Origin of the sequence: Catellatospora aurea (assembly GCF_042663325.1) — a bacterium.
GTDB classification, from domain to species: Bacteria; Actinomycetota; Actinomycetes; order Mycobacteriales; family Micromonosporaceae; genus Catellatospora; species Catellatospora aurea.
Window position 1 is genome coordinate 41304 of sequence record NZ_JBHTAC010000034.1, and the last position, 23099, is coordinate 64402.

Sequence of the window (23099 nt, forward strand, 5' to 3'; positions counted from 1 at the left end):
CGCCTCAGCGCTGGGCGAGGTGCGGTCGCCCCTCCTCCAGCGCGGAACGCAACACGGCAGCGGCGGCCGGCGACGCCCCGAGCGCGTCCAGTGCGAAAAGGCCCGCTCCCACCACCGGTGGCTGTGCGAGCACGGTCAACCGGGCCTTCGACGAGTGGGCCTTCACCCCCGCGTCCACGGCATCCTGCAGCAGCGAGTGCCGGGCGCGCAGCACGCCACCGCCCAGGACCACGGCGTACGGTTCCTCCCTCAGCCCGAGCCGGTCCGCGGCAACCGTCACCAATGAAGTGATCTCGGTCGCCTGACGCGCCACCACGCGCCGGGCGACCTCGTCACCCTGCCCGGCGACGGCGAACAGCACCTCGCTCAGCTCGATCAGGCGGTCCTGGCTGAGGCTGCCCAGGTGCAGGCCGGTGATCACGTCGTTGACGGAGGCCTGCCCGAAGTGGGCGGCCACCGCCCCGGCCAGCGCCGTGGCCGGCCCGCGGCCGTCCTCGGCCCGCGCCGCGTGCCACATCGCCAGCGAGGCCAGGTGCAGCCCGCCGCCCCAGTCGCCGGAGATCGGTCCGAGCGCCGGGAACCGGGCGGTGCGCCCGTCGGCGCTGCGCCCCACGCAGTTGATCCCCGCCCCGCACACCACCGCGATCGCGTCCGGGCTGTCGGTGCCCGCGCGCAGCAGCGCGAACGTGTCGTTGTCCAGCCGGTACGACTCCGCCCACCCGGTCACCGCGACCGCCTTGGCCGCCGCCTCGACCTCCTCGGGCAGGTCGAGACCGGACAGGTAGACCTCGGCACGGCTGATGGGCACGGACGGGGGCATCTCGGCCACCCGCAGCGCCGCGCCGACCAGCCGGTCCAGCAGCGCGACAGCGGTGTCCAGGCCGATGACCTGCGGGCACGAGCCCGGCCCGCGGACGTAGCCGTGCACCCGGCCGTCCGAGTCGGCGAGCACCACGTCGGTTTTGGAGTTCCCGCCGTCGACGGCCAGGAACAGTTCCGGAGTGTTCATGCCTGCTCCTGGCTGCGCACGTGGGCGGTCCGGGCGCTCATCGGGCCCACGCCAGGTGGTCGGCGTTGGCGGCGAGCAGGCCCTGGGTGAGGGCCTCGGCGTACTCGTGCTGGCCGACCAGTGGGTGCGCGAGCAGCGCGGCGTAGACGCGGTCGCGGCCGCCGTGGACCGCGGCGCGCACGGCCAGCTCCTCGTACGCGGCGACGCCGGCGATGAGGCCGGACAGCTCGGGGCCGACCGGCGGGGCCGGGACCGGGGTCGCGCCGTCGCGGTCCACCCGGGCGCTGACCTCGATGACGGCGTCGTCGGGCAGGAACGGCAGGTGGCCGCCGTTGCGCAGGTTCACCGCGTGCACCGCGCCGTCGCCGGTGAGCAGCGAGGTGATCAGGCCGACGGCCGCCTCGGAGTAGAACGCCCCGCCCCGCTTGGACAGTAGGTCCGGTTTGGTGGTCAGGGCCGGGTCGGCGTACATCTTCAGCAGCTCGGTCTCCATCTCGGCGACCTTCTGCCCGCGGGTCGGCGCGCCGCGCTCTTCGCGCACGACCTCGTCGTGGGCGTAGAAGTAGCGCAGGTAGTACGACGGCACGTTGCCGAGCAGCCGCAGCAGCGACGGCGGCAGTTGCACCGGCCGGGCCAGCTCGTCCAGGTGGCCCGCGAGCAGCTCGGGCAGCCGGTCGACGCCGTCGACGTAGGCGGCGCGCTCCCAGGTGAGGTGGTTGAGGCCGACGTGGTCCAGGGTGACCGCGCCCGGCTCGACGCCCAGCAGCTTGGCGAACCGGCGCTGGAAGCCGATGGCCACATTGCACAGGCCGACGGCCCTGTGCCCGGCGTCGAGCAGGGCCCGGGTGACGATGCCGACCGGGTTGGTGAAGTCGACGATCCACGCGCCGGGCGCGGCGAGCCGGGCCGCCCGCTCGGCGACGTCCAGCACGACCGGCACCGTGCGCAGCGCCTTGGCCAGGCCGCCCGAACCGGTGGTCTCCTGCCCGACGCAGCCGCACTCCAGCGGGAAGGTCTCGTCGCTGATCCGGGCGGCCTGCCCGCCCACGCGCAGCTGCACGACGACCACGGCGGCGTCGGTCAGGCCCGCGTCGAGGTCGGTGGTCCAGGTCAGCGTGCCGGGGTGGCCGTGGTGGGCCATCAGGCGGCGGGCGTACGGGCCGATGACGTCCAGCCGCGGCCCGGCCGGGTCGATCAGGCACAGCTCGGTGACGTCGAGGCTGCCGGCCAGCCGGGCGAACCCGTCGACCAGCTCGGGGGTGTAGGTGGACCCTCCACCCACGACTGCGATCTTCATGTGGTGCTCTTCCGGTGAGTGGGGGTTGATCAGCGAGCCGGGATCGGCCGGGCGTTCAGGGAGTCGACCAGGGATTCGCGCACCGAGCGCAGGCCCGAGTCCATGGCGCCGAGCAGCACCGCGTCGTCGGTCAGCGCGGTGACCTCGACCGGGGTGCGCAGCGGGGTGTTGCGGTGGAAGGCCTCGGTGACCAGGTCGCGCAGCCGCGCGCCGCCGGCCTGGGCGACCTCGCCGGCCAGCACCACCAGCGGCGGGTCGAGCAGCGAGGCGACCACGGCCAGCACGACGGCGATCCGGTCGGCCAGCGCGCCGAGGAAGGCGGTCGCGGCGGCGGAGTCCGCGCGGGCGGCGTCGGCGACCATCTCCTCGGCGGTGGCCCCGGTGAAGCCGTGCGCCGCGCCCAGCGCCGCGACGGCCGGTCCGCCGGCCAGGCTCTGCAGGTCGCGGGGCTGGCCGGGGGCGGCCAGGCCAAGGGGCACGTAGCCGATCTCGCCCGCCCCGCCGGTGGCCCCGCGCAGCAGCGAGGTGCCGAGGTCGATCGCGCAGCCCAGGCCCGCGCCGAGCCAGAGCAGGGCGAAGCTGCCGCTGCCCGCGGCCGCGCCGCGGTGGCGCTCGGCGATCGCGGCCAGGTTCACGTCGTTGTCGGCGTCCACGGTCAGGTCCAGCGCGGCGGCCAGCTCGGTGACCAGCCCCGGGCGGCCCCAGCCGGTGACGTCGATGTGCCGGATCGTGCCGGTCCCCGGGTCGTACGAGCCGGGCACGCCCAGCTGCAGGTGGGTGACGCGGTCGCGGCCGGCGCGGGCGCACAGGTCGGCGGCGATCGCCCGGACGGTCCCGACCGGGTCTCCGTCGGCCGGGTCGCTCGGGTACGCCGCGCGGGCGAGCACCGCCCCGCCGAGATCGCACAGCGCCGCTTCGAACGGGGCGTGTAACGTCTCGCTCACGTCCCGTACCGAGATCGCCAGCACCGTCGCGGCGGCCGGGTTGACCGCGTACACCTCCGCGTTGGGGCCGGGCCCGCCGCTGGTGTGGCCCACGACGACCGCCAGCCCGGCCTCGGTGAGCGTGCGCAGCACGTCGGAGGTGGTCGGCTTGGACAGCCCGGTCAGTTCCCGCAGCTCCCCACGGGTGAGCGTGCCCCGGTCGATGAGCAGCGCCATGGTCGCGCTCTCGTTCATGGCCCGGAGCAGCTTGGACGAACCGGCGAGCCGTGCCACGTGCCCTCCTCGTAATAGGAAAGTAGATTTACTATTGTCGGCGACCATGGCCGCTGTCAAGTCGCGGGTGCGCCCCGGAAAACCGTGCGGCGGGTGCCACTAGTCTTGTGGATGTGACTGCCGACTACGCCGATCAGCTCAAGAACCTTGACGCGACCATGCGCAACATCGAGTCCGTGCTCGACATCAACCGGCTGCGCCGGGACAAGGAGCGGCTCGAGGAGGCGGCCTCGGCCCCGGACCTGTGGGACGACCAGGCCAAGGCGCAGGAGGTCACCTCGCAGCTGGCGTACGCCACCGGTGAGATCAACAAGCTGACGAAGCTGCGCGGCCGGATCGACGACGTCGCGGTGCTGATGGAACTGGCCGAGGCCGAGGACGACGCGTCCTCCATGGCCGAGGTCGGCACCGAGCTGACCTCCCTGGCGAAGGCGGTCGAGGAGCTGGAGGTGCGCACCCTGCTCTCCGGGGAGTACGACTCCCGCGAGGCGCTGGTCGCCATCCGGGCCGGCGCCGGCGGCGTGGACGCCGCGGACTTCGCCGAGATGCTGCTGCGCATGTACCTGCGCTGGGCCGAGCGCCACGGCTACGCCACCGAGGTCTACGACACGTCGTACGCCGAGGAGGCGGGGCTGAAGTCGGCCACGTTCGCGGTGAAGGCGCCGTACGCGTACGGCACGCTGTCGGTCGAGTCGGGCACCCACCGCCTGGTCCGAATCAGCCCGTTCGACAACCAGGGCCGCCGCCAGACGAGTTTCGCGGGCGTCGAGGTGCTGCCGGTGGTGGAGCAGACGGACCACATCGACATCCCCGAGAACGAGATGAAAGTCGACGTCTACCGCTCCAGCGGGCCGGGCGGGCAGAGCGTCAACACCACCGACTCGGCGGTGCGCATCACGCACATCCCGACCGGCATCGTGGTGACCTGCCAGAACGAGAAGTCCCAGCTGCAGAACAAGGCCTCGGCGCTGCGCGTGCTGCAGGCCCGCCTGCTGGAGCGCAAGCGCCAGGAGGAGCGGGCCAAGATGGAGGGCCTGAAGACCGACGCGGCCGGCTCCTGGGGCGACCAGATGCGCTCGTACGTGCTGCACCCGTACCAGATGGTCAAGGATCTGCGCACCGAGTTCGAGACGGGCAACCCGTCCGCGGTCTTCGACGGCGAGATCGACAACTTCGTCGAGGCCGGCATCCGCTGGCGCAAGCAGAACGAGCTGGAAGCCGCTGCCTGATCGGCCGAGTGAGCCTCGCTCCGCCCGGCTGTCCACGCAGCCGGGCGGAGTTTTTCATGTATGGACATCGCTGGCGTTTCGCCCGCGCGGGTGACCCGACTACTGTCGGTGACAGTTGATCACGGTTAGATCACGGAATTTTCCAGGAACATTCACGGCAATACCGTCATCTCAACCCCTGCGGACTTGGCGAAACGGCGACACCGCGTAGACTCTCCGCCGTGATTCGACTTGAGCACGTGACTAAGACCTACCCGAAGGCGTCCCGGCCCTCACTGGACGACGTGTCGGTCTCGATCGAGAAGGGTGACTTCGTCTTCTTCATCGGTCCGTCCGGCTCCGGCAAATCAAGCATCGTCAAGCTGATGCTGCACGAGATCAAGCCCAACAAGGGCAAGGTCTTCGTGAACGGCAAGGAGATCAGCTCCATGCGGTCGTGGAAGATCCCCAGCTTCCGCCGCTCGATCGGCTGTGTCTTCCAGGACTTCCGGCTGCTGCCGAACAAGACGGCCTACGAGAACGTCGCGTTCGCGCTCGAGGTCATCGGCAAGTCCAAGGCGGTCGCCCGCCGCGTGGTGCCCGAGGTGCTGGAACTGGTCGGCCTCGGCGGCAAGGAGCACCGCTACCCGCACGAGCTCTCCGGTGGCGAGCAGCAGCGTGTCGCGGTGGCGCGCGCGTTCGTGAACCGGCCGCTGATCCTGCTGGCCGACGAGCCCACCGGTAACCTCGACCCGGACACCTCCATCGAGATCATGCGCCTGCTGGACCGGATCAACCGGACCGGCACGACCGTCGTGATGGTCACCCACGACTCGAACATCGTCAACCAGATGCGCCGCCGCGTCATCGAGATCGAGGGCGGCCGGATCGTCCGCGACCAGGCCCGTGGTGTGTACGGCTGAGCCGTGCGCCCCTTGAGCCCCTGTCCCTGACGACCGACCGTCTCCCCCGGAGGATTTCCCCCGATGCGTGCGAAGTATGTCCTGGCCGAAATGCTGGTCGGGCTGTGGCGCAACGTCACGATGACCATCGCCATGATCATTACGATGATCGTGTCGCTCTCCATGCTCGGCGCCAGCCTGCTGATGTACATGCAGGTCGACGAGATGAAGGGCCACTACTACGAGCAGGTCGAGGTCTCCATCTACCTGGAGAAGACCATCGACGACACGCAGCGGTCCGAGATCAAGTCGAAGCTCGACAGCGACCCCCTGGTCAAGAGCGTGCTCTGGGAGACCAAGGAGATGGCGTACGAGAACTTCAAGCAGCAGTTCCGTGACGCCCCCGACCTGGTCAACGCGATCGGCGCGGACGAGCTGCCCGAGTCGTTCCGGGTCGCGCTGAAGGACCCGCAGAAGTTCGACCAGATCAACGCCACCTACGCCGGCCTGGCGGGCGTGGACACGGTCGTCGACCAGCAGAAGCTGCTGCAGAAGATCTTCGACATCCTCGGCTCGATCCAGAACCTGTCGCTGGTCGTCGCCGGCTTCATGGGGCTGGCCGCCCTGTTGCTGGTCGCCAACACCATCCAGGTCGCCGCGTACAGCAAGCGGCGTGAGGTCGCGGTCATGAAGCTGGTCGGCGCGTCGAACTGGTTCATCCAGGCGCCGTTCGTGCTGGAGGCGGTCTTCGCCGCGCTGCTGGGCTCGATCCTGGCCTGGGTGATGCTGGTCGTCGGCAAGATCGTGCTGATCGACGGCAAGCTGGCCGCACTGACCGACCTGCTGCTACCGGTGAGCTGGGGCAACGTCAACCTGATGCTGCCGATCCTGGCGGGCATCGGCTCGGTGGTCAGCGCCGTCACCGCCTGGGTCACCCTGCGCTTCTACATCCGCGTCTAGTCGCGGCGACGCACGTCGACGGCCCGCTCCCGGCTTCGGGGCGGGCCGTCACCTTTTCTGCGCCACTCCTGTTGAATGTCGGTTTTGCCGTGTATCGGGGCATATGTCGGCAGTAGGGTGATCGGGATAGGCGAGGGAGGTCCCGTGCGCTGGCGACTGGTACAGGTGGTGTTCGCCCTGCTGACCGCTGTGACGGTCGGCATCCCGGCACATGCCGCTCCCGACGACCTCAAGAAGGACAAGAAGCGCGTCGACGCCGAGTTGGCCAGGACCGGGGCCCTGCTGGAGGCGTTGTCGGCGAAGGCGCGCACCGCCGCGACGGAACTCGCCGAGGCCAACGCGGCCATGCCCGCCGCGCAGGAGCGCATCGCCACGACCCGGGCGGCCGTGGTGGTGGCCGAGACCAAGGCCGCGTCCGCCCAGCGGCGCGCCGAGCAGGCCACCGCCGCCTGGGCCGTCACCGACCAGGCCTACCAGGCGTCGGTCCGGCAGGTTCAGGAGGGCCGGGACCGGTTCGCCCGGTTCGCCGTGGCCACCCTGCACGGTTCCAACCTCACCGAGTTCAACGTGCTCATGGCCGCGACCCGGCCGCAGGAGTTCCTCGACCGCGGCAACTTCATCAGCCAGATCGGCCGCATCCGCCGCGACGCGATCGACGACTACGTCGCCGCGCGCCGGGCCGCCAAGCAGATCACCAGCGACGCCGAGCTGAAGCGGCGGGAGGCCGCCGACGCGGCCCGCATCGCCCGTGCCGCGCTGCTGGCCGCCGAGAAGGCCCGCCAGGACGCCGAGCAGGCCCGCCGCGACCTCGACGCGCTCGCCGCCCGGCAGAAGAAGGCGATCGAGACGACCAAGGCGGAGAAGGCCGAGGCCCAGCGGCACTACCAGGAGGTCAAGGAGCAGAGCGAGCGCATCGCCGACGAGCTGCGGGTCTGGGAGGGGCAGTACGGCAAGCTCGTGCCGATCCTGCGCCCCGGGGCGAAGTTCCTGATGCCGACGAAGGGCTGGAAGTCCAGTGACTTCGGCAACCGCTACGACCCGTACTACGGCGTATGGCAGCTGCACGCCGGCGTCGACATCGCCGCGGGCGGCGGCCAGCCCATCTTCGCGGCGGCGGGCGGCACGGTCAGCAGCGCCGGCTGGCTCGGCGGGTACGGCAACTACACCTGCATCACCCACGGCAAGACCGGCGGCAAGGTCATCTCCACCTGCTACGCCCATCAGTCCAAGATCCTGGTGAAGGTCGGCGACAAGATCCGCGGCGGCCAGCTCATCGGCAAGGTCGGCACCACCGGCGCCTCCACCGGCTTCCACCTCCACTTCGAGGTCCGCCAGAACGGCAACCCCATCCAACCCTTGAACTGGCTCCCCGGCTGCCTCTGCTGACTCACCCCCTGCCGCAACTCTTAAAAAGTCGCGGCCACCGGCACGTCCTGACAGCGCGACTCTTTGAGAGTTGCGGCAGGGGTGGGTGGTGGAGGGCGTTAGTCGATCGCGGAGGTGGGTGGGGGGTCGGTAGCATTGTCGGGTTGCCGTGATCGAGGAGAGGAGGGCCGTCATGCCGCGGGAGAAGGGGCGCAAGGTCATCGCGTCGAACCGCAAGGCGTACCACGACTACACCATCCTCGAGACGTTCGAGGCGGGCATCGCCCTGATGGGCACCGAGGTGAAGTCGCTGCGGGCCGGGCGGGCGTCGCTGGTCGACGCGTTCGGCCAGGAGCGCGACGGCGAGCTCTACCTGCACGCGCTGCACATCCCCGAGTACGCCATGGGCACGTGGACCAACCACGCGCCGCGGCGCACCCGCAAGCTGCTGCTCAAGCAGAAGGAGATCGTGCACCTGATCACCAAGACCCGTGAGGGCGGGCTGACCATGGTGCCGCTGTCCATGTACTTCAAGGACGGCTGGGCCAAGGTCGAGATCGGGCTGGCGCGGGGTAAGAAGACCTACGACAAGCGCCAGGACATCGCCAAGCGTGATTCCGACCGGGAGATCAGCCGCGAGCTCGGCCGTCGTGCCAAGGGCATGAGGTAGGTCGGATGCAGGTCGGCTGACGAGGTCGCGCATCCGTCGGCACGGCTCGGGTCGGATGGCCGATCGCGGAGGCGGGCGCGGGGACGGTAGCCTCGCGGGTCGTGAGCAAGCATCGGCTGCACGAGGACGACGAGACCACCATGCTGCCCCGCGTCGTCGCGGGGCCCGTGGCCGACGAGCCCGACCCGGCCGTTCACGTGCGGCAATCGGCCGTGGCGGAGCCCGACCTGGCGGATCACGATCTGCCGCCGCTGGAGGAGTCCTCTCCGCGAAGGTCCGGGCGGCAGCCGTTGGTGATCGGCGTGGCGACCATGTGCCTGCTCGTGTCGGGCGCGGCGGCCTGGGCCCTGGCCAAGCCGGCACCGCAGCCGTCGCTGGTGCTGCCCACCGGCGGGCCGAGCGCCACCGGCGCGGGCTTCACCGACGGCTTCGGCGTGATGACGCCCAGCCCCGAGGCGTCAGCCGGGGCCGCGCCTGCCCGGCCGACCGCCTCCGCTTCCGCGGCGGCCACCACGTCCCCTGCGGCGAGCCCCGCTCCGGGCAGCAGCGGACCCCGCCCGCCGAGCCCACCCGCCGCCCCGCCGCCCGCCGGTGGCACCGCGAGCGCGACGTACCACGTGGACAGCTGGGGCGGCGGCTACGTCATCTCCGTGCAGGTGCGCAACACGGGCGGCACCCCGCTGGCCTGGACGGTGCGGATCCAGCTGCCGCCGGGCGCCAGCGTCGACGGGGACTGGGAGGCCGACCGGTCCGGTCAGGACGGTGCTTGGGTCTTCACCCCCGAACGCGGCGACCTCGCTCCCGGAGCGTCGTTGAGCTTCGGTTTCATCGGTCGCCGCGGACCGGGCCCTTTCCCGGTCACCTGCACGGTCAACGGGGTCGCCTGCCAGGCTGGCTGAGCGATGGCTTAACTCCGCCCTAAAGCACACGGCAGGTAGGCGAAACCGGCTCTAATATTCGGCGCGTGACCGTGCTGCGACTCGATGTGGAGCTCCCTTACCCGGTGGAGCTGGTGTGGCAGGCGCTGACCGATCGTCGGCTGCTCGGCGAGTGGTTCCTGCAGACCGACCTGATGCCGGTGGCGGGCGGGGTGTACCGCGCCTTTCCCGGCACCGATCTGCCGGGATTCACGGCGCCGTTCGACGTGGACGTGGTCGAGGTGGTGGGCCCGACCCGGCTGGTGCTGCGCTGGCGCGGCGAGCAGCTGCACGCCGACGTGGTCTGGGAGCTGTCCACCGTCGCCGGGGGCAGCCGCCTGCGGATCAGCCAGACCGGTTTCCTCGGCATCGGCGGCCAGGTGCGCCGGGCCGAACTGCAGCGGGCGTACGCGACGATGTTCGAGCAGCGGCTGCCCGCCCTGCTGGCCCGGCAGGAGCAGGCCGCGTTGCCGGCCCGCCGCCGGCGCAGCATGGACATCTACGATGCCGCCGACATGCCGCGCCGCCCCCCGGCCACGACGTTCGCGCCCCCGGCGGACGAGCCCGCCCCGCAGTCCGCCGGATCGGCGGCGGGCAGCCCTGCGGCGGCACCGGATCCGGGCGGCCTGACCTCGACGACCGCTGCACCCGAAAACCGCTCCACGGCGATCCTCGACCCGCGTACGCCGCCCGCGGTGGACGACAGCCCAGGCGTCGAGACCGGCGACCGTGAGCGGAGCACCCGGCTCGCCGCGGACCCTGATCCCACCGCAGCGGACGACGAGGACGACCCCGCGTCGCGTTCCAGGCGTGCGCTGAGCCGGGTGTTCCACATGCCGGCGGATCGGCGGCTGCGGCTGCTGTCGGTGGCGGGCGCGATGGTGCTCATCATGCTGGCGGCCACCGCGGTGGCGACGCTGGTGCTGCGCTCGCCCGGCCCGGGGGCTGATCCGCTCGGCGGCGACCGGAGCCCGTGGTCGGGGGTTCAGGCGGGAGAGTCCAGGACGCTTCCGCCGACAGCCGGCCCGGCGAGTCCGACCGCCTCGCCGAGCGCGACGGCCGTCACCTCCCCGTTGGCCTCCGCGTCGCCCGCGGTGTCCCTGCCGGACAGTCCGGGTGCCACGGAGGTCGGCGAGGTGGCACCGGCCGTCTCATACCGGACACTCGAAACCTGGACCGGCGGCTACATCGGAGAGATCACCTTCCGGCCGGCCGCGGCCGTCGACGGCTGGTCGGCCCTCATCATGCTTCCGGCGAAGGCCCAGGTGACCAGCGCGTGGGACCGGATCGACTTCCGGCAGAACGGTGTCAGGGTGACGTTCACACCGCAGGCCGTGCACCGCGTGCTGCCTGCCGGAACGGACTTCGTCTTCGCCTTCCAGGTCGGCGACCCGTCCGGTGCGACGCGGCCCCGGAGCTGCAAGGTCGAGGACGTGAGCTGCGCGGAGCTGTAGACGCCGCTGTCCGGTGACGGACACCTGTGACGTGACCGTGGTCGATTCCGGGGATGCCGCGAGCCGTGGGGCGACCCTATAGTCGGACCGTGACCGAGCTGCGACTCGATGTCGATCTCTCCCATCCCCGGGCGCGAGTCTGGCGGGCACTCACCGAGCAGCGGCTGCTGCGCGAGTGGTTCGTGCCCACCGACCTCACGCCGAACGCCGGGGAGACCTTCCGTGCCTTCCCGCCGCCGGGCCTCGCCGGGCTCACGACACCGTTCGATCTGGACGTGGTGGAGGTGGCGGCACAGGAGCGGCTCGGCATGCACTGGCGCGACGACCACACGCACACCGAGGTCACCTGGTCGCTGGCGGACAACGAGGCGGGCTGCCGGTTGACCGTGCTGCAGTCGGGGTTCTTCGGGGTGGACGGCACCCAGCGGCGGCGCGAGCTGCGCCGGTCGTACCAGTTCATGTTCGGCGACCAGCTGCCCGCTGCCCTGGACCGGCTCGCCTCCGGCGAGGTGGACCTGGGCGGGGTGCGGGCCGACCTGCACACCGCGATCCCGCGGCGGCGGGAGACGGTCCCGCTCGAACCGGCGCGGGTGCCGCCGCCCTCGGGCGGTTCGAAGCGGTTGCGGCTGCTGTCCCTGGCCGGCGCGGTGGTGCTGGTGGTGCTGATCAGCACCGCGGTCGCGGTGGTGATCGGGGGCGGCCCCGGCGGCGCGCCCGACGTCGACACCGAGCCGGTGTACGGGCTGGGCTCAGGTGTGCAGCCGGGTGCGGTCGCGACGGATCCCGCGGCAACCGCCTCCGGCACCCCGCTGCCGGGCGTGGCCGGGGAGACGCCGCAGCCGGGGACGTCCGGGTCACCGGGTGCGTCGCCCGTCGCCGAGGCGACCGCCACACCGGCGGGCCAGCCGCTGACCGCGAACTACCGCACGATCGCACTGCTCGGCCTCGGTGGCTTCGACACCGAGGTGACGGTCCGCAACCCGGGCACGACCCCGCGGGAGGGCTGGACGGTCGTGCTGACCATGCCGGCCGACCGGGCGGTGGAGAATCGGTCCACCGCGGCGGTGAACTTCACGCAGGAGGGCACGAAGGTGACGGTGACCCCGGTCGGCCCGGCCCGCTCGGTGAGTGCGGGCGGATCGGTGACGTTCATCATCCGCTTCCCCGCGCTGCTGGCCCTCGGCCAGGCCGTCACCGCCTGCACCGTGGACGGGACCGCCTGCACGGGGAGTTGACCGATACCGGAATGACTTTGGTCGCCCCGGGCGTTATTGTTGACGGACGCGGTGATCGTCACCGTGCGTGCGTTAGCGCATGACCAGGGGGTGACAGGTTTCGACATCGTACGTTGCGGCAGGAGAAGCGAGCCGAGGAAGCCGACGTCGTCTCGATAATCGTCGTCGGAAAACTATAAGCGCCAAGACTAACGTCAAGCGCGACTTCGCTCTCGCCGCCTGAGGCGAGTAGCAAGTCTGTCGGTCCGGGAGTGCCTACGGCCCGTGTACCGGCATCAGTAAGTAGGCTGGCCGATTCAGTCCCGTCGCGGGGCTGCTGAGGCGAGATCAATCGCGACTGGGCCCGTCACACCGTCTCGCTCATGTGATCGGTGGGGTCGAGTAGAGGCATAGTGAGCTGCGCTCGGAGAAGCCCTGTTAATGCGGCGATGGACCCGGGTTCGATTCCCGGCACCTCCACCAGACATGAACGGCCCCGGTCCACCAGGACCGGGGCCGTTCGCCGCATATGCCCCGCTACCTGCTCGGATGACCGGCTGAACGTCCGTTCAAACCTGGGCAAAGGTATGGACTTCGGGCCCCACCCGCGTGACCATCGAACGCAAGGACGTTTCTGCGGTCCGGGGGTGAGGTATGGCCACCGATTCACTGGACGAGCTGTCGAACGCGGTGCTCGGCCCCTCCGGCCGGCTCGGCGACGTGATCGCGGACGCGCCGCGGCTGACCCACAGCGTGCGCGCGCTGGAATCCGATCGCCGCGCGCTGCTCGACGCCGTGATGTCGACCGCGGCCGACCGGCGCGCCGAGGAACAGCTCGCCCAGCGGCTCACGGCCTACCGCCAGCGCACGGCCGACGTGCTGCACCAGGCGTACGGCGTCGACCTCGGCGGAGAAACCTGACCGGGAGCGAATCGGGTCAGCGCACCCCGGCCGTGTTCTGCCAGTCGTTCAGCCAACCCGCGAGCAGGCGCGCGCACCGGTCGACGGACTCCGCCCAGCCGGTGACCGCCTCGCCGTCGGCCTCGTCGCTGACCTGCTTGGCCATCCGCACCCGCACGCCGTAGGCGGCAGCCGCCGCGGCGACGGCATAACCCTCCATGTCGACCAGGTCCGCATGCTCGGCCAGTGCGGCCCGCAGCGCCGGGTCGGAGACGAACACGTCACCGGAGGCCAGCACCGGCCCGGTGCCCGACAGCTCCAGCGGGCCGCCGAAGTCGCGGCCGGTCACCGCGCGGATCGTCGCGGTGTCGAAGTCGTGCTGCACCACCCGGCTGATCTCATGGATTCCGCCCAGGCCCGGCCGCAGCGCGCCGGCGGTGCCCAGGTTGACGATCTCGCTGGGCAGCACGCCGCCGGCCAGTGCGCGCGACACCGCGATCGCGGCGCAGACCTTGCCCACGCCGGTCAGCAGCACCGGAAGCGCGGTGTCCAGATGCGCCGCCTCCTCGGGCACGGCGACGACGATCAGCGGCCGGTCGGGGGTCACGGTGCCGGTAAGAGTCACCCGGGAAGTCTAGGCGGCGTGTCGAGCAGCTCTCATGTAACCCGGAGGGTGCAGGTCAGCAGCAACAAGAACGGCGTCGACGAGGAGCTCACCAAGAAGCTGGGCAATATCGGCGTCCCGGTCTTCCAAGCCGGCTCGGGCACTGGGACCACGAAGGAAGGCCACTCCGAGGCGGCCGCGAGAGCGTTCGGCAACGACATCGAGAAGCAGAAATCCGTGCTCGGCGGTGTCATCAAACGGGTGAACGGCTACATCTCCACCAACCGGACGTGCAAGAAGGGCTGCAACGTGGACGGCAGCGCGTTCATGCGCAAGCCCGGCTCCGTCACCAACGAATCCCACGGCAACTGGGACGGGCAGGACCTGACCATCGAGCGGATGAACACGATCAAGAAGCAGACAGGGCTCGGCAGGGCGATCCCGGCGCTGTCCCGGGCGATCCGCAGGGGCTTCGGCCTGCGGAATCTCGTGATCACCGGCATAAACTACGGCCGTCGTCGGTGAGCGTGCAGGCGCTCGGCAGCTCCGAGCAGGGAGGGGACACATGAAGGCGCAGATCATGGATCTGTCACTGTCTGTCAAACAGGCGCTCAAGGCGCTGGCCTACCCGAGATACCTCGCCGCCATGTGGGTCATCACCAGCGAGCTGGTGGAGGCGTACGGCAACAGGAACACGCCCGATAGCGTCGACCTCGCGGGCCGGTCGCTGACACTGCTGCGCACGGCGGTCGACGAGTCACCGGAGGATGTCAGGGCCGACGCACGTCCCCTCAAGCTGGAGTGGTTCGCCCTGACAGGCGTCTGCGAGGAGGGCCACGACGACGAGGCACCGCCCTTCGACCTGCCAGTGGATCCGGGTGCCGGCAATCTCTGGTGGGTCATGCGCGACCTGATGGCCGAGCTGGAGACCGGAATCTACCTGTATTCGGCCATCGGCTCGGTGACGCGGGCAGTCACCATGCTGGCGGACTCGGACTCGGCAGCGGACGACGCACCCAGCGTGGAACTGCTGCACAGATGCCTGGCCGTCGTGAGACTGGTCGGCGAGGCGGACGGCGACCGGGCCCCTGACCTTGAGGAGGTCCGCGCCGTCGCCTTCCACGGATGACAGCGATGCGCCGTCGCACATGACGCCTTCCTGACGGCGTCGGGGGACGGTGCGGACCGGCGGGCCTCGCGGCCCGTGACGGTTCGCACCGTCCCCGCGCCGTGTCGGTCACCTCTGCGCAGCTGCCGACGCCTGCCGACGCGGCTCCTGACCCCGGCCGGGTACGGCAGGAGGCGCCCTTCTCCTCGGGGTAGGCCACGCCTCGGCCGGGGCCTACGCGGCGCGATCAGGGCCGCCGCGTCCTCGGTGCGCCGCACGATGTCCTCGGGTTCATTGATGCCATCACCCTGGCCGGCCAGAAGATCGCAGAAGGGATACTGGTATCCGGCGAGGCTTGTCACCGAGTCGGGCAAGTTTGCCGCACAAGCCGTGCCGAGACCCTGACCGCGCCGCCTCCGGACGGATAGGGTGCCAGTCATGACGTCGGGAGAGCCGCACACCACGCGGCACGACAATGCGGGAAAGGGCACAGGACGGCACGCAGTGGAGTCACTGACCGGGCACCTGTTGGTTGCCATGCCCTCGCTCCGGGACCCCAACTTCGAACGTACGGTCGTCTTCGTCCTGGCCCACGAGGCCGACGGGGCGCTCGGGGTGGTGCTGAACCGGCCCACCGAAGCGCTGGTCGGCGACATCCTGCCCGGCTGGGAATCGCTGCTGCGCGAGCCGGGGGTGCTCTTCGAGGGCGGCCCGGTCGGCACGGACTCCGCGATCTGCGTGGCCCGTGCCCGCGCCGGTGTGGCGGGGTTCGTCGGCTTCAGCCGGGTCATGGGGCAGATCGGCACGGTGGACCTCAGTCGCGACCCCGCGCGGGTCGGCCAGCGGCTGGAGTGCGTCCGCGTGTACCACGGCTATGCCGGCTGGGGCGCCGGGCAGCTGGAGCAGGAGATCGAGGAGAACGCCTGGCTGGTGTTCGAGGCCCTGCCCAGCGATCCGTTCCGCACCCAGCCCGAGGAGCTGTGGCCGCTGGTGCTGCGCCGCCAGGGCGGCATGACGGCGGCGGTGGCCAACTTCCCCCCGGACGTCTCCCTCAACTGACCAGCGGCGGTGCTTCGGTCGATCATGAATGTGCATTCGTGGTCGGCCGGTGGGTGTGGCGTGCACCGCCTGGTCAACTCGCGGGGATACCCGTTTTTGCGCGGGGGGCGGGGCCGTGTAATATTTCGCAGGTGCCCGGGCGGCGGAAACGTCAAACGGGGACTTACCAGGAACAAGGGGCCGTGGCGCAGCTGGTAGCGCACCACACTGGCAGTGTGGGGGTCAGGGGTTCGAGTCCCCTCGGCTCCACCGAAGAAACGCCCAGGTCAGAAGACCTGGGCGTTTCGCTTTGTCTGGGCAGTGATCTTTGTCGTGCCACAGCCGTGCCACTTCTCTTCGCCTTCGGCCAACCGGGGGAGGGGTAAGCGACGGCAGGCGAGCTACGGCAGACTGCCAGCGTGAACGCATCCTCCGAGCTGTATGCCGACGTGGCGGCACACGGGAGCCTCGCGGCCGCGCTTCAGGCGGTCGCCACCGCTTCCGGGGTATCCGTGGCCGTCGTGGCTGACGAGCGGCAGTCGCTGTTCAACGCGACTATCGCCAGCGCCGCGCCGCATCGTCGGCCGCTCGGTGTCAGCGCGGGAGCCGCAAAGCGCGTCTGGAGCGTCAACGGATGGAGTCAGGGCATCTCGACGATCTCCGGAAGCACGACCGACCTGGCCGAGGTCGTCAAGGCTGCACTGGCCTGGAGCGATGGCGCGACTTTGCGCGAGATTCAGCGTGCAGCTCCGTTCGTCGAGGTGACGGCTCGTGGCGAAGCCGCTGAGTCGGGGCCGGAGCACGTCGTGACGGGGGAGTGGGAGTGGCTCCTGCGGGACGCGGATGAGGCGGACTGGCCGGATTACCGGGCGCTCATCACGGCTGCCCATGCGGAGCCGCGGTTGCGGCGGCTCTACCCGTACACGAGCCATTGGGAGCTTCGCTTCTCAACCACCACCGGCTTCCCCTTCTCACCCGACGTCGTGTGCCTCAGCGTGTCGAGGAGTTCGATGTTCAGAGTTCGCGGGAACTGGACGGGTCCGTTCGCCGCTGAGGTGGCCACGGCCGAGGAGGCGGTGCGGATCGCGGGCGATCTGCTCCCGTCGGGCCTCGGTGCTGCGGTGGCGGGGGCGTACTCGTACGAGGAATGACTGTCGGCCGGGTCGCCGGCATGGTGCGGTCCCTCATGATCGAGAAGAGCGGCTGAACACTGGCGTCGCGCGCTGATATTTCAGCAAGCTCGTTCAAGGGCGGTGAGTCGGGGTGCCGACCGCCATGTTCGAGTCCCTTGGCCCACCGAAGCAACCCCGGCAGATCGGGTGATCATGCAGACCAGTGCTGCTGTAGCCTCTGCCGGTGTCGTTACCCAGCGAAGAACGCGAGCGTCTGCTGCCGCTGTATCGCGCCCGAGTCGACTCCCACGCCGAGGCGAGCGCCGATTACGGGCGCCGTTGGCGGGCATGGTGCCGGGCTCTGCTGTCGTTCGGGGGCTCACTGGTCGTCCCACCGGTCATTCCTGAGTCCGATCTTGACGAGTTGCTTGCCCGTGGATCTGCCTTCGGAACGGTTGTGCGCCGCGTACAGGGTGATGTCGGCGAGTGTCATCGCAACGTCGCCATGCTCTGGATCGACCGAACGATCGACTCGATCGGCACGGGTTATGCGTTGTCCGACGACGGGCTCTGGCGGCAGCACTCGTGGGGTATCGACGCAGAAGGTGCGCTGGTGGAGACCACTGACGAGCGGCGCGCGTATGTGGGCATCGTGTTGCCGGCGAGAGCGCCGAGTATGCAGTTCGCTGGGAGCAACGCTCAGGAACATCTCAAGACGGTGCTGAGGGAACGTGGTCCACGCGCCGCAGAGCTGATCAGCATGATTCGGGAACTGGCGGGCGTCGCCAGGCAGTCCAGCTAGTCGCCAGCTCCCCGACCGGCTGGGTGCTGGTTGCCGCATTCCGGCTGCGCTTGGTTGGCTGACCTCGCCGTCTCGTCCCTCGCGATCCGCGCCGCGGCCATGCTCGGCCGACGGGTCCGCCCTCGCGCGGCGACCTGGATACGCTACGCGTCGATCGCGCGAGCACAGGAGGGGCGACGTGAGCGTCAGCTTCGCGGTGGGCGAGGAACGGTGGCGGGCAAGGTTGGGCACGCTACGGCAGGTGGTGCGGCAAGAGGTCGTCGCACGACAGGTCGCGGATCACCTGCCGGACCTGCCGCGGCGATGTGTGCTCGACATCGGCTGTGGTCAGGGCACGCAGGCTCGTCTGCTGGCCCGTCGGGGGCGCTTGGTCACCGGGCTGGATTCCTCGGATCGGCTTCTCGATGAGTTCCGGGCCTCGCTGCTGGCATAGCCCGCCGAAGTCGGCGACCGGGTGCGGCTTGTCCGAGGCGACGCCCAGAAGATCGGCGAACTCTTCGCGCCGGCGAGCTTCGACGCGGTGCTGTGTCAGGGCGTTCTCATGTACTTCCTGGACCCCGGTCCACTGCTGGACGCCATCGCGCAGGTCGTAGCTCCGGGCGGGATGGTGTCACTGCTGGTCCGCAACGGTGATGCCCTGGCGATGCGCCCCGGGTTGCTGGGCGACTGGGACGCAGTCGCCAAGGCGTTCGACGGGGCTGCGTACCGGAACCGGATCGGGGTCGACGCCCGTGCCGACCGATTGGCGGATCTGACAGCTGAACTGGCCCGGCGGCAACTGTCCGTGCCGCAGTGGTACGGGGTTCGGGTGTTCACCGATATGGCCGCATCCGACGAGCCGCTTCCCGACGAGGCGACCTTGGACGTCATCGTAGGCTCCGAGGAGAAGGCCGGACGGACCGACCCGTATCGGCATGTCGCCGCCCTGCTGCACCTGATCGCCGTGCGTGGGGACACAAGCGTAGCCGCTGAACTGGGCCTCAACGCTTCATGAGCAGCAGGAACACGGTTCGGGTTGTGCCGCATCGGGTCCACCGAAGAAGCGCCCAGGCCAGTAGACCTGGGCGTTTCTCTTTGGCTGGGTGCTGGTTTCCGCGGCAGCACCAACCTCAGTCGGTGAGGCCCGGCACCGCGCCGCTGCCACTTTCCAGCCGGTCGATGGCCGACAGCAGCCGCCGCGCGTTCTCGGGGCTGCGGAGCATATGCGCGGCCTCGTTAACGGGCTGGTCGTCGTCCAGCGAGGCGACGACCACCTCGTCGGCACCAGGTGCCCGCGATCCGGAGTTCGCCTTCGTCGGCATGTGTCCGTCTCTCACGCATAAAGGGTACGTACAAGACGCCGTGCTTTGGATAGCCGACGGGGTGCAACAGCGAGGCGGTCCGCACGGAAATCGCGGCATAGATCAACAGCCGGAAATGCGGCAAGATTGCCCGGTGCGTATCGGGATGCTCGGGTCGTTCGAAGTCCAGGCCGCTGACGGGACCGCCGTGGAGGTGCCCGGCGCGCGGCTGCGCGCGTTGCTGGCGGCGCTCGCGCTCGAACCCGGCCGGATCGTCGCCCGCGCGCGGCTGGTCGACTGGATCTGGGGCGAGGAACCGCCGGCCGACGCGGTGAACGCCCTGCAGGTCCTGGTCTCCCGGCTGCGCAAGGTGCTGCCGGACGGGGTGGTCGAGGCCAAGCCCGGCGGTTACCAGCTGTCCGTCGACCCGGATGCCGTGGACGTGAGCCGGTTCGAGCGCCTCGTCGCCGCGGCCCGCACCGCCGCCGACGACCGGGAGCGGGTGGAGCTGCTGCGCTCGGCGCTGGCCCTGTGGCGCGGGGCGCCCATGGACGGCATCGCGCTGCAGGGCAGCAGGACGTTCGACGCCGCGGTCTCGGGGCTGGTCGAGCGCCATCTCGCCGTGCTCGGGGACCGGGTCGACCTGGAGGTCCGTCTCGGCGGCGGTGCGGATCTGGTGTCCGAGCTGACCGACCTGGTGGCGCGATACCCGCTGCGGGAGGGCCTGGTCGCGGCGTTGATGCGCGCGCTCGCCGAGGCGGGCCGGGGCGCGGAGGCGCTGACGGCATACCAGCAGCTGTCCGAGCGGCTCGCCGACGAGCTGGGGGTGGACCCGTCGGCGGAGCTGTCGGCGCTGCACACCGCGCTGCTGCGCGGCGAGATCGGTGGCCGGGCGGAGAACCGCAGGACGAACCTGCGCGCCGAGCTGACCACGTTCGTCGGCAAGGAGGACGAGGTCGCGGAGGTGGCCGCGCTGGCGGCCAGGCATCGGCTGGTCACCTTGACGGGGGCGGGCGGTTCCGGCAAGACGCGGCTGGCCACGGAGAGCGCCCGGACGATGCTCGGTGATCTGCCGGACGGGGTCTGGTTGGTGGAGCTGGCCCCGCTGCGGGCGGGCAGCGAGCCGGCGCAGGCCACGCTGACCGCGCTGGGGCTGCGTGACCAGTCCATCGGCGGGGGATCGGGTGGCGACGCGATGGACCGGCTCGTCGCCGCGCTCCGGGAGCGCGTGATGATGCTGGTCCTGGACAACTGCGAGCACATGATCGAGGAGGTCTCCGCGTTCGCGGACCGGCTGCTGGGGGAGTGCCGACGGTTGCGGATCGTGGCCACCAGCCGGGAGCCGCTCGGCATCACGGGCGAGGCGCTGTGGCAGGTCGAGCCGCTCGCGCTGCCCGCGGCGGACGCGAGCCCGGCGCAGGCCGGCTCCTCGCCCGCGGTGCGGCTGCTGCGCGACCGGGCCGAGGCGGTACGCCGCAACGTCGGCTCCGACGAGCAGACCCTGGCCACCATGGTCCGGATCTGCCGGGCGCTGGACGGGATGCCGCTGGCGATCGAACTGGCCGCGGCCCGGCTGCGCACGATGTCGGTGGACCAGCTCGCCGACCGCCTCGACGACCGATTCCTCCTGCTGACCGGTGGCAGCCGCACCGCGCTGGCCCGGCACCGGACGCTGCGCGCGGTGGTGGACTGGAGTTGGGACCTGCTGAGCGAGGCCGAGCGGGACCTGCTGCGGCGGCTGTCGGTGTTCTCCGGCGGGGTGAGCCTGGAGGCGGCCGAGCGGGTCTGCGCGGACGGGGAGCCGGCACTCGACCTGCTGACCGCGCTGACGGAGAAGTCGCTGCTGCTCTCCGACGGCGACGGCGCGCCGCGCTACCGGATGCTCAACACCATCCGCGAGTACGCGGCGCAGCGGCTCGCCGAGGCCGGGCAGGACGAGCCGGCCCGCCGGGCACACCTCGCGTACGTCACCGAGCTGGCCGAGACGGCCGACCCGCACCTGCGCCGGGCTGAGCAGCTGGACTGGCTGGCCACGCTGGAGGCCGAGCACGACAACATCGGCGCGGCCCTGCGCTGGGCGATCGAGCAGGGCTGGGCCCAGGAGGCGATGCGGCTGGTCGGGGCCGCGGGCTGGTACTGGTTCCTGAGCGGGCACCGTGCCGAGGGCACCGAGCTGGGCATCGCGGCGGCCGCCCTGGAGGGCGAGGTGTCCGACGAGGCGCGGGCGTTGGCGTACACCATCGTGACGCTGTTCGTGACCTCCGGCGCCGCCGGCGATCAATATCAGGCCCAGGAGTGGATCGAGAAGGCGCACAAGTTCACCAAGCGCAGCGGGTCCCGCCATCCCATCCTCGGGTTCGCCGCTCCGCTGGAGCGGATGCTGCGGGAGCCGACGGACTTCCTGCCCGCGTTCGAGCCGCTGATCGTCGCCGACGACCCCTGGGTGCGCGCGCAGGCCAGGCTCACCCGCGGCCGGTTCCGGCTCGTGCTCGGCAGTGACGAGACCGACGTCGACACCGACATCGAGATCGCGCTGGCCGAGTTCCGGGCGCTGGGCGACCGGTGGGGGGCCTCGTCGGCGCTGGTCTTCCTGGCCGACCGGCTCGCCGCGCGCGGCGAGTTCACCCGCGCGGGTGGGCACTACGAGGAGGCGGTCCGGGCGCTGACCGAGCTGGGCGCGACCGAGGAGGTCGTCGGCGTACGGCTGAAGCAGGCCCAGCAGTACTGGCTGCTCGGCGACGAACACGCCAGCGCGGCGGCCATGGCCCAGGCGTCGCGGTGCGCCGACGGGATCACCTGGCCGGACACGCTGGCCGAGCTGACGTTCGCGCAGGCGCAGCTGGCCCGGTGGCGCGGCGAACCGGACCAGGCACGCGAACACCTGACGACGATCCGCACGAAGTTCGACGTCGAGCGGGGCGGCCTCTATGTGATGACCCGGGACCTGCACGGCTACCTCGTCGACGACCTCGATCAGGCCCGCGCCCAAAGGGCCGACGCGTTCCAGGCCGCGGTGCAGCTGGGCCACCGGCCGATGCTGGCGCAGGTGCTGATCGGGATCGCGGATCTCGCGCTGCGCCAGGGACATCCCGAGCAGGCCGTACGCCTGCTGGCGGCGAGCGACGGCGTGCGCGGCACGCAGGACCGTTCGTTGCCCGACGCCGCCCGGATCATCGAGGACACCCGCCACCGCCTCGGCGAAAGCGGGTTCGCCGAGGCGATCCGCGAAGGGCGGCAGCGGGACTGGCGGGAGCTGGCCGAGGCCACGCTCGCCACCTGACCGTGACCGTGGTCGTGACGCGTTCGCCCTCGACCGGCCGACGTCAGTCTGCGAGCCGGGCCGCTCGGAGCGGCGTGTCGACATCCGCCCCGGCGCGGCGGACGACGATGTCGCCGCCGAGTTCGCCGATCCGGATGTCGCCGCCGATGCTTCTGATCGACGCGCCGCCGCCGATGCTGCGGATCCGGATGTCGCCGTTGGCGTCGACGTCGGACCGGCCGGTCACGTGGTCCACGACCACCTTGCCGCCGGTGGTCTTCAACCGCACCTCCGCGGCCTGCGCCACCCGGAGGTCTCCGATCGCGGTCTTCAGCCGGCACGAGCCGACCACGCCCTGCACGACACACTCGCCCTGCGTGGTGTCACCGCGTACGTCGGATCCGGCCGGCAGCCGGACCAGCACCCTCACCGAGCCGTGCCGCTTGGTGAAAACCGCGCGCAGCTTCGGGTGCCTGACCAGCAGCCGGCCGTCGGCGAAGGTGATCTCGACATGTTCGGCGGCGTCGACGTCCAGTTGCCGGACGGGGTCGATCGGCTCGACCTGGACCACGGTGTCGGCGCGGTCGTCGGCGACGAAGCGGATGTCTCCGAGGATGATGTCGACCGTCGCCGAGATCGGCGCGGGAGTGTCGAAGGTCGGCATGGCGGTGCTCTCCTGAGGTCTGCGGGTCGGTGGGCTGCTGCTCGGCGCCCACGGTCACCCGCCGTCCTGTCACCGCGCCGTCTCCGCGCTGTCGTGGTGGGGCCGTGGCGGCGGTTCGG

21 protein-coding genes, 1 tRNA gene, 1 other RNA gene and 1 pseudogene are annotated in these 23099 nt (G+C 70.9%); 18 read left to right on the forward strand and 6 right to left on the reverse strand.

What is annotated here, in order from left to right; genetic code table 11:
- Positions 1–4: 4 nt before the first annotated feature.
- Genes ACFQO7_RS26795 through ACFQO7_RS26805 form a run of 3 tightly spaced genes read right to left on the reverse strand, consistent with a single transcriptional unit; the run spans position 5 to position 3523 of the window.
- On the reverse strand, positions 5–1009 hold the full coding sequence (locus ACFQO7_RS26795) for an N-acetylglucosamine kinase (protein ID WP_376808963.1): 1005 nt from the start codon (positions 1007–1009) through the stop codon (positions 5–7).
- A 37-nt stretch (positions 1010–1046) separates the two neighbouring features.
- Positions 1047–2306, reverse strand: coding sequence for a 6-phospho-beta-glucosidase (locus tag ACFQO7_RS26800; protein WP_376808964.1), 1260 nt, complete (start codon positions 2304–2306; stop codon positions 1047–1049).
- A gap of 29 nt (positions 2307–2335) precedes the next feature.
- Positions 2336–3523, reverse strand: coding sequence for an ROK family transcriptional regulator (locus ACFQO7_RS26805; RefSeq protein ID WP_376808965.1), 1188 nt, complete (start codon positions 3521–3523; stop codon positions 2336–2338).
- 113 nt (positions 3524–3636) lie between these two features.
- Between ACFQO7_RS26805 and prfB the strand changes: the two genes are divergently transcribed.
- The 10 genes from prfB to ACFQO7_RS26855 all read left to right on the forward strand — a co-directional run bounded on the left by prfB (position 3637) and on the right by ACFQO7_RS26855 (position 13134).
- Positions 3637–4752, forward strand: a complete 1116-nt coding sequence (gene prfB, locus ACFQO7_RS26810; RefSeq protein ID WP_360522337.1) for a peptide chain release factor 2 — start codon at positions 3637–3639, stop codon at positions 4750–4752.
- A 221-nt stretch (positions 4753–4973) separates the two neighbouring features.
- A complete protein-coding gene (ftsE, locus tag ACFQO7_RS26815) occupies positions 4974–5654 on the forward strand; it encodes a cell division ATP-binding protein FtsE (RefSeq protein WP_203689272.1) in 681 nt (226 codons plus the stop codon).
- 63 nt (positions 5655–5717) lie between these two features.
- Positions 5718–6593: a permease-like cell division protein FtsX gene (ftsX, locus tag ACFQO7_RS26820; RefSeq protein ID WP_360522340.1), complete on the forward strand. Its 876-nt coding sequence runs from the start codon at positions 5718–5720 to the stop codon at positions 6591–6593.
- A 144-nt stretch (positions 6594–6737) separates the two neighbouring features.
- Positions 6738–7979 (forward strand): peptidoglycan DD-metalloendopeptidase family protein, encoded by a 1242-nt coding sequence (locus ACFQO7_RS26825; protein WP_376808966.1) that lies wholly within the window; start codon positions 6738–6740, stop codon positions 7977–7979.
- A gap of 172 nt (positions 7980–8151) precedes the next feature.
- Positions 8152–8628, forward strand: a complete 477-nt coding sequence (smpB, locus tag ACFQO7_RS26830) for an SsrA-binding protein SmpB (protein ID WP_203689265.1) — start codon at positions 8152–8154, stop codon at positions 8626–8628.
- 101 nt (positions 8629–8729) lie between these two features.
- Positions 8730–9527 carry a cellulose binding domain-containing protein gene (locus ACFQO7_RS26835; RefSeq protein ID WP_376808967.1) on the forward strand — a complete coding sequence of 266 codons (798 nt, stop codon included), beginning with the start codon at positions 8730–8732 and terminating at the stop codon, positions 9525–9527.
- Between the two features lie 65 nt (positions 9528–9592).
- The gene (locus tag ACFQO7_RS26840; protein WP_376808968.1) at positions 9593–10999 is read left to right on the forward strand and encodes an SRPBCC domain-containing protein; all 1407 of its coding nucleotides are present in this window, start codon (positions 9593–9595) and stop codon (positions 10997–10999) included.
- An 89-nt stretch (positions 11000–11088) separates the two neighbouring features.
- Positions 11089–12234 carry an SRPBCC domain-containing protein gene (locus ACFQO7_RS26845; RefSeq protein WP_376808969.1) on the forward strand — a complete coding sequence of 382 codons (1146 nt, stop codon included), beginning with the start codon at positions 11089–11091 and terminating at the stop codon, positions 12232–12234.
- An 86-nt stretch (positions 12235–12320) separates the two neighbouring features.
- Positions 12321–12696: a transfer-messenger RNA gene (gene ssrA, locus ACFQO7_RS26850) on the forward strand.
- Positions 12697–12867: 171 nt separating this feature from the next.
- Positions 12868–13134: a hypothetical protein gene (locus ACFQO7_RS26855; RefSeq protein ID WP_376808970.1), complete on the forward strand. Its 267-nt coding sequence runs from the start codon at positions 12868–12870 to the stop codon at positions 13132–13134.
- 16 nt (positions 13135–13150) lie between these two features.
- Here ACFQO7_RS26855 and ACFQO7_RS26860 read toward each other — a convergent pair whose 3' ends face one another.
- On the reverse strand, positions 13151–13738 hold the full coding sequence (locus ACFQO7_RS26860; RefSeq protein WP_376808971.1) for a nucleosidase: 588 nt from the start codon (positions 13736–13738) through the stop codon (positions 13151–13153).
- Between the two features lie 48 nt (positions 13739–13786).
- Between ACFQO7_RS26860 and ACFQO7_RS26865 the strand changes: the two genes are divergently transcribed.
- The 7 genes and pseudogenes from ACFQO7_RS26865 (at position 13787) to ACFQO7_RS26895 (ending at position 18771) form a co-directional block, all read left to right on the forward strand.
- The gene (locus tag ACFQO7_RS26865) at positions 13787–14242 is read left to right on the forward strand and encodes a hypothetical protein (RefSeq protein WP_376808972.1); all 456 of its coding nucleotides are present in this window, start codon (positions 13787–13789) and stop codon (positions 14240–14242) included.
- A gap of 40 nt (positions 14243–14282) precedes the next feature.
- Positions 14283–14846 (forward strand): hypothetical protein, encoded by a 564-nt coding sequence (locus tag ACFQO7_RS26870; protein WP_376808973.1) that lies wholly within the window; start codon positions 14283–14285, stop codon positions 14844–14846.
- A 417-nt stretch (positions 14847–15263) separates the two neighbouring features.
- Entirely contained in the window at positions 15264–15884 is a 621-nt protein-coding gene (locus ACFQO7_RS26875; protein WP_376808974.1) for a YqgE/AlgH family protein, read from the forward strand.
- A 176-nt stretch (positions 15885–16060) separates the two neighbouring features.
- Positions 16061–16133 (forward strand) — tRNA-Ala (locus tag ACFQO7_RS26880).
- A gap of 149 nt (positions 16134–16282) precedes the next feature.
- Complete coding sequence (locus ACFQO7_RS26885; protein WP_376808975.1) at positions 16283–17014, forward strand: DUF6193 family natural product biosynthesis protein; 732 nt, start codon at positions 16283–16285, stop codon at positions 17012–17014.
- 205 nt (positions 17015–17219) lie between these two features.
- Positions 17220–17777: a hypothetical protein gene (locus ACFQO7_RS26890; RefSeq protein ID WP_376808976.1), complete on the forward strand. Its 558-nt coding sequence runs from the start codon at positions 17220–17222 to the stop codon at positions 17775–17777.
- A gap of 244 nt (positions 17778–18021) precedes the next feature.
- Positions 18022–18771 (forward strand): annotated as a pseudogene (locus tag ACFQO7_RS26895) (class I SAM-dependent methyltransferase).
- Positions 18772–18886: 115 nt separating this feature from the next.
- Here the strand turns inward: ACFQO7_RS26895 and ACFQO7_RS26900 are convergent.
- Entirely contained in the window at positions 18887–19093 is a 207-nt protein-coding gene (locus ACFQO7_RS26900; RefSeq protein WP_376808977.1) for a type II toxin-antitoxin system Phd/YefM family antitoxin, read from the reverse strand.
- 118 nt (positions 19094–19211) lie between these two features.
- On the opposite strand from ACFQO7_RS26900, the gene ACFQO7_RS26905 reads away from it, so the two are divergent.
- Complete coding sequence (locus tag ACFQO7_RS26905) at positions 19212–22337, forward strand: AfsR/SARP family transcriptional regulator (protein ID WP_376808978.1); 3126 nt, start codon at positions 19212–19214, stop codon at positions 22335–22337.
- 43 nt (positions 22338–22380) lie between these two features.
- Here the strand turns inward: ACFQO7_RS26905 and ACFQO7_RS26910 are convergent, their stop codons facing one another.
- Complete coding sequence (locus ACFQO7_RS26910; protein WP_376808979.1) at positions 22381–22980, reverse strand: DUF4097 family beta strand repeat-containing protein; 600 nt, start codon at positions 22978–22980, stop codon at positions 22381–22383.
- Positions 22981–23099: the final 119 nt, after the last annotated feature.

Excerpts from the sequence above, each read along its gene's own strand:
- ACFQO7_RS26910 (WP_376808979.1), bottom strand. The coding sequence starts at position 22,980 with ATGCCGACCTTCGACACTCCCGCGCCGATCTCGGCGACGGTCGACATC.
- ACFQO7_RS26800 (WP_376808964.1), bottom strand. The coding sequence starts at position 2,306 with ATGAAGATCGCAGTCGTGGGTGGAGGGTCCACCTACACCCCCGAGCTG.
- ACFQO7_RS26870 (WP_376808973.1), top strand. The coding sequence starts at position 14,283 with ATGAAGGCGCAGATCATGGATCTGTCACTGTCTGTCAAACAGGCGCTC.
- ftsX (WP_360522340.1), top strand. The coding sequence starts at position 5,718 with ATGCGTGCGAAGTATGTCCTGGCCGAAATGCTGGTCGGGCTGTGGCGC.
- ACFQO7_RS26855 (WP_376808970.1), top strand. The coding sequence starts at position 12,868 with ATGGCCACCGATTCACTGGACGAGCTGTCGAACGCGGTGCTCGGCCCC.
- smpB (WP_203689265.1), top strand. The coding sequence starts at position 8,152 with ATGCCGCGGGAGAAGGGGCGCAAGGTCATCGCGTCGAACCGCAAGGCG.
- ACFQO7_RS26795 (WP_376808963.1), bottom strand. The coding sequence starts at position 1,009 with ATGAACACTCCGGAACTGTTCCTGGCCGTCGACGGCGGGAACTCCAAA.
- ACFQO7_RS26875 (WP_376808974.1), top strand. The coding sequence starts at position 15,264 with ATGACGTCGGGAGAGCCGCACACCACGCGGCACGACAATGCGGGAAAG.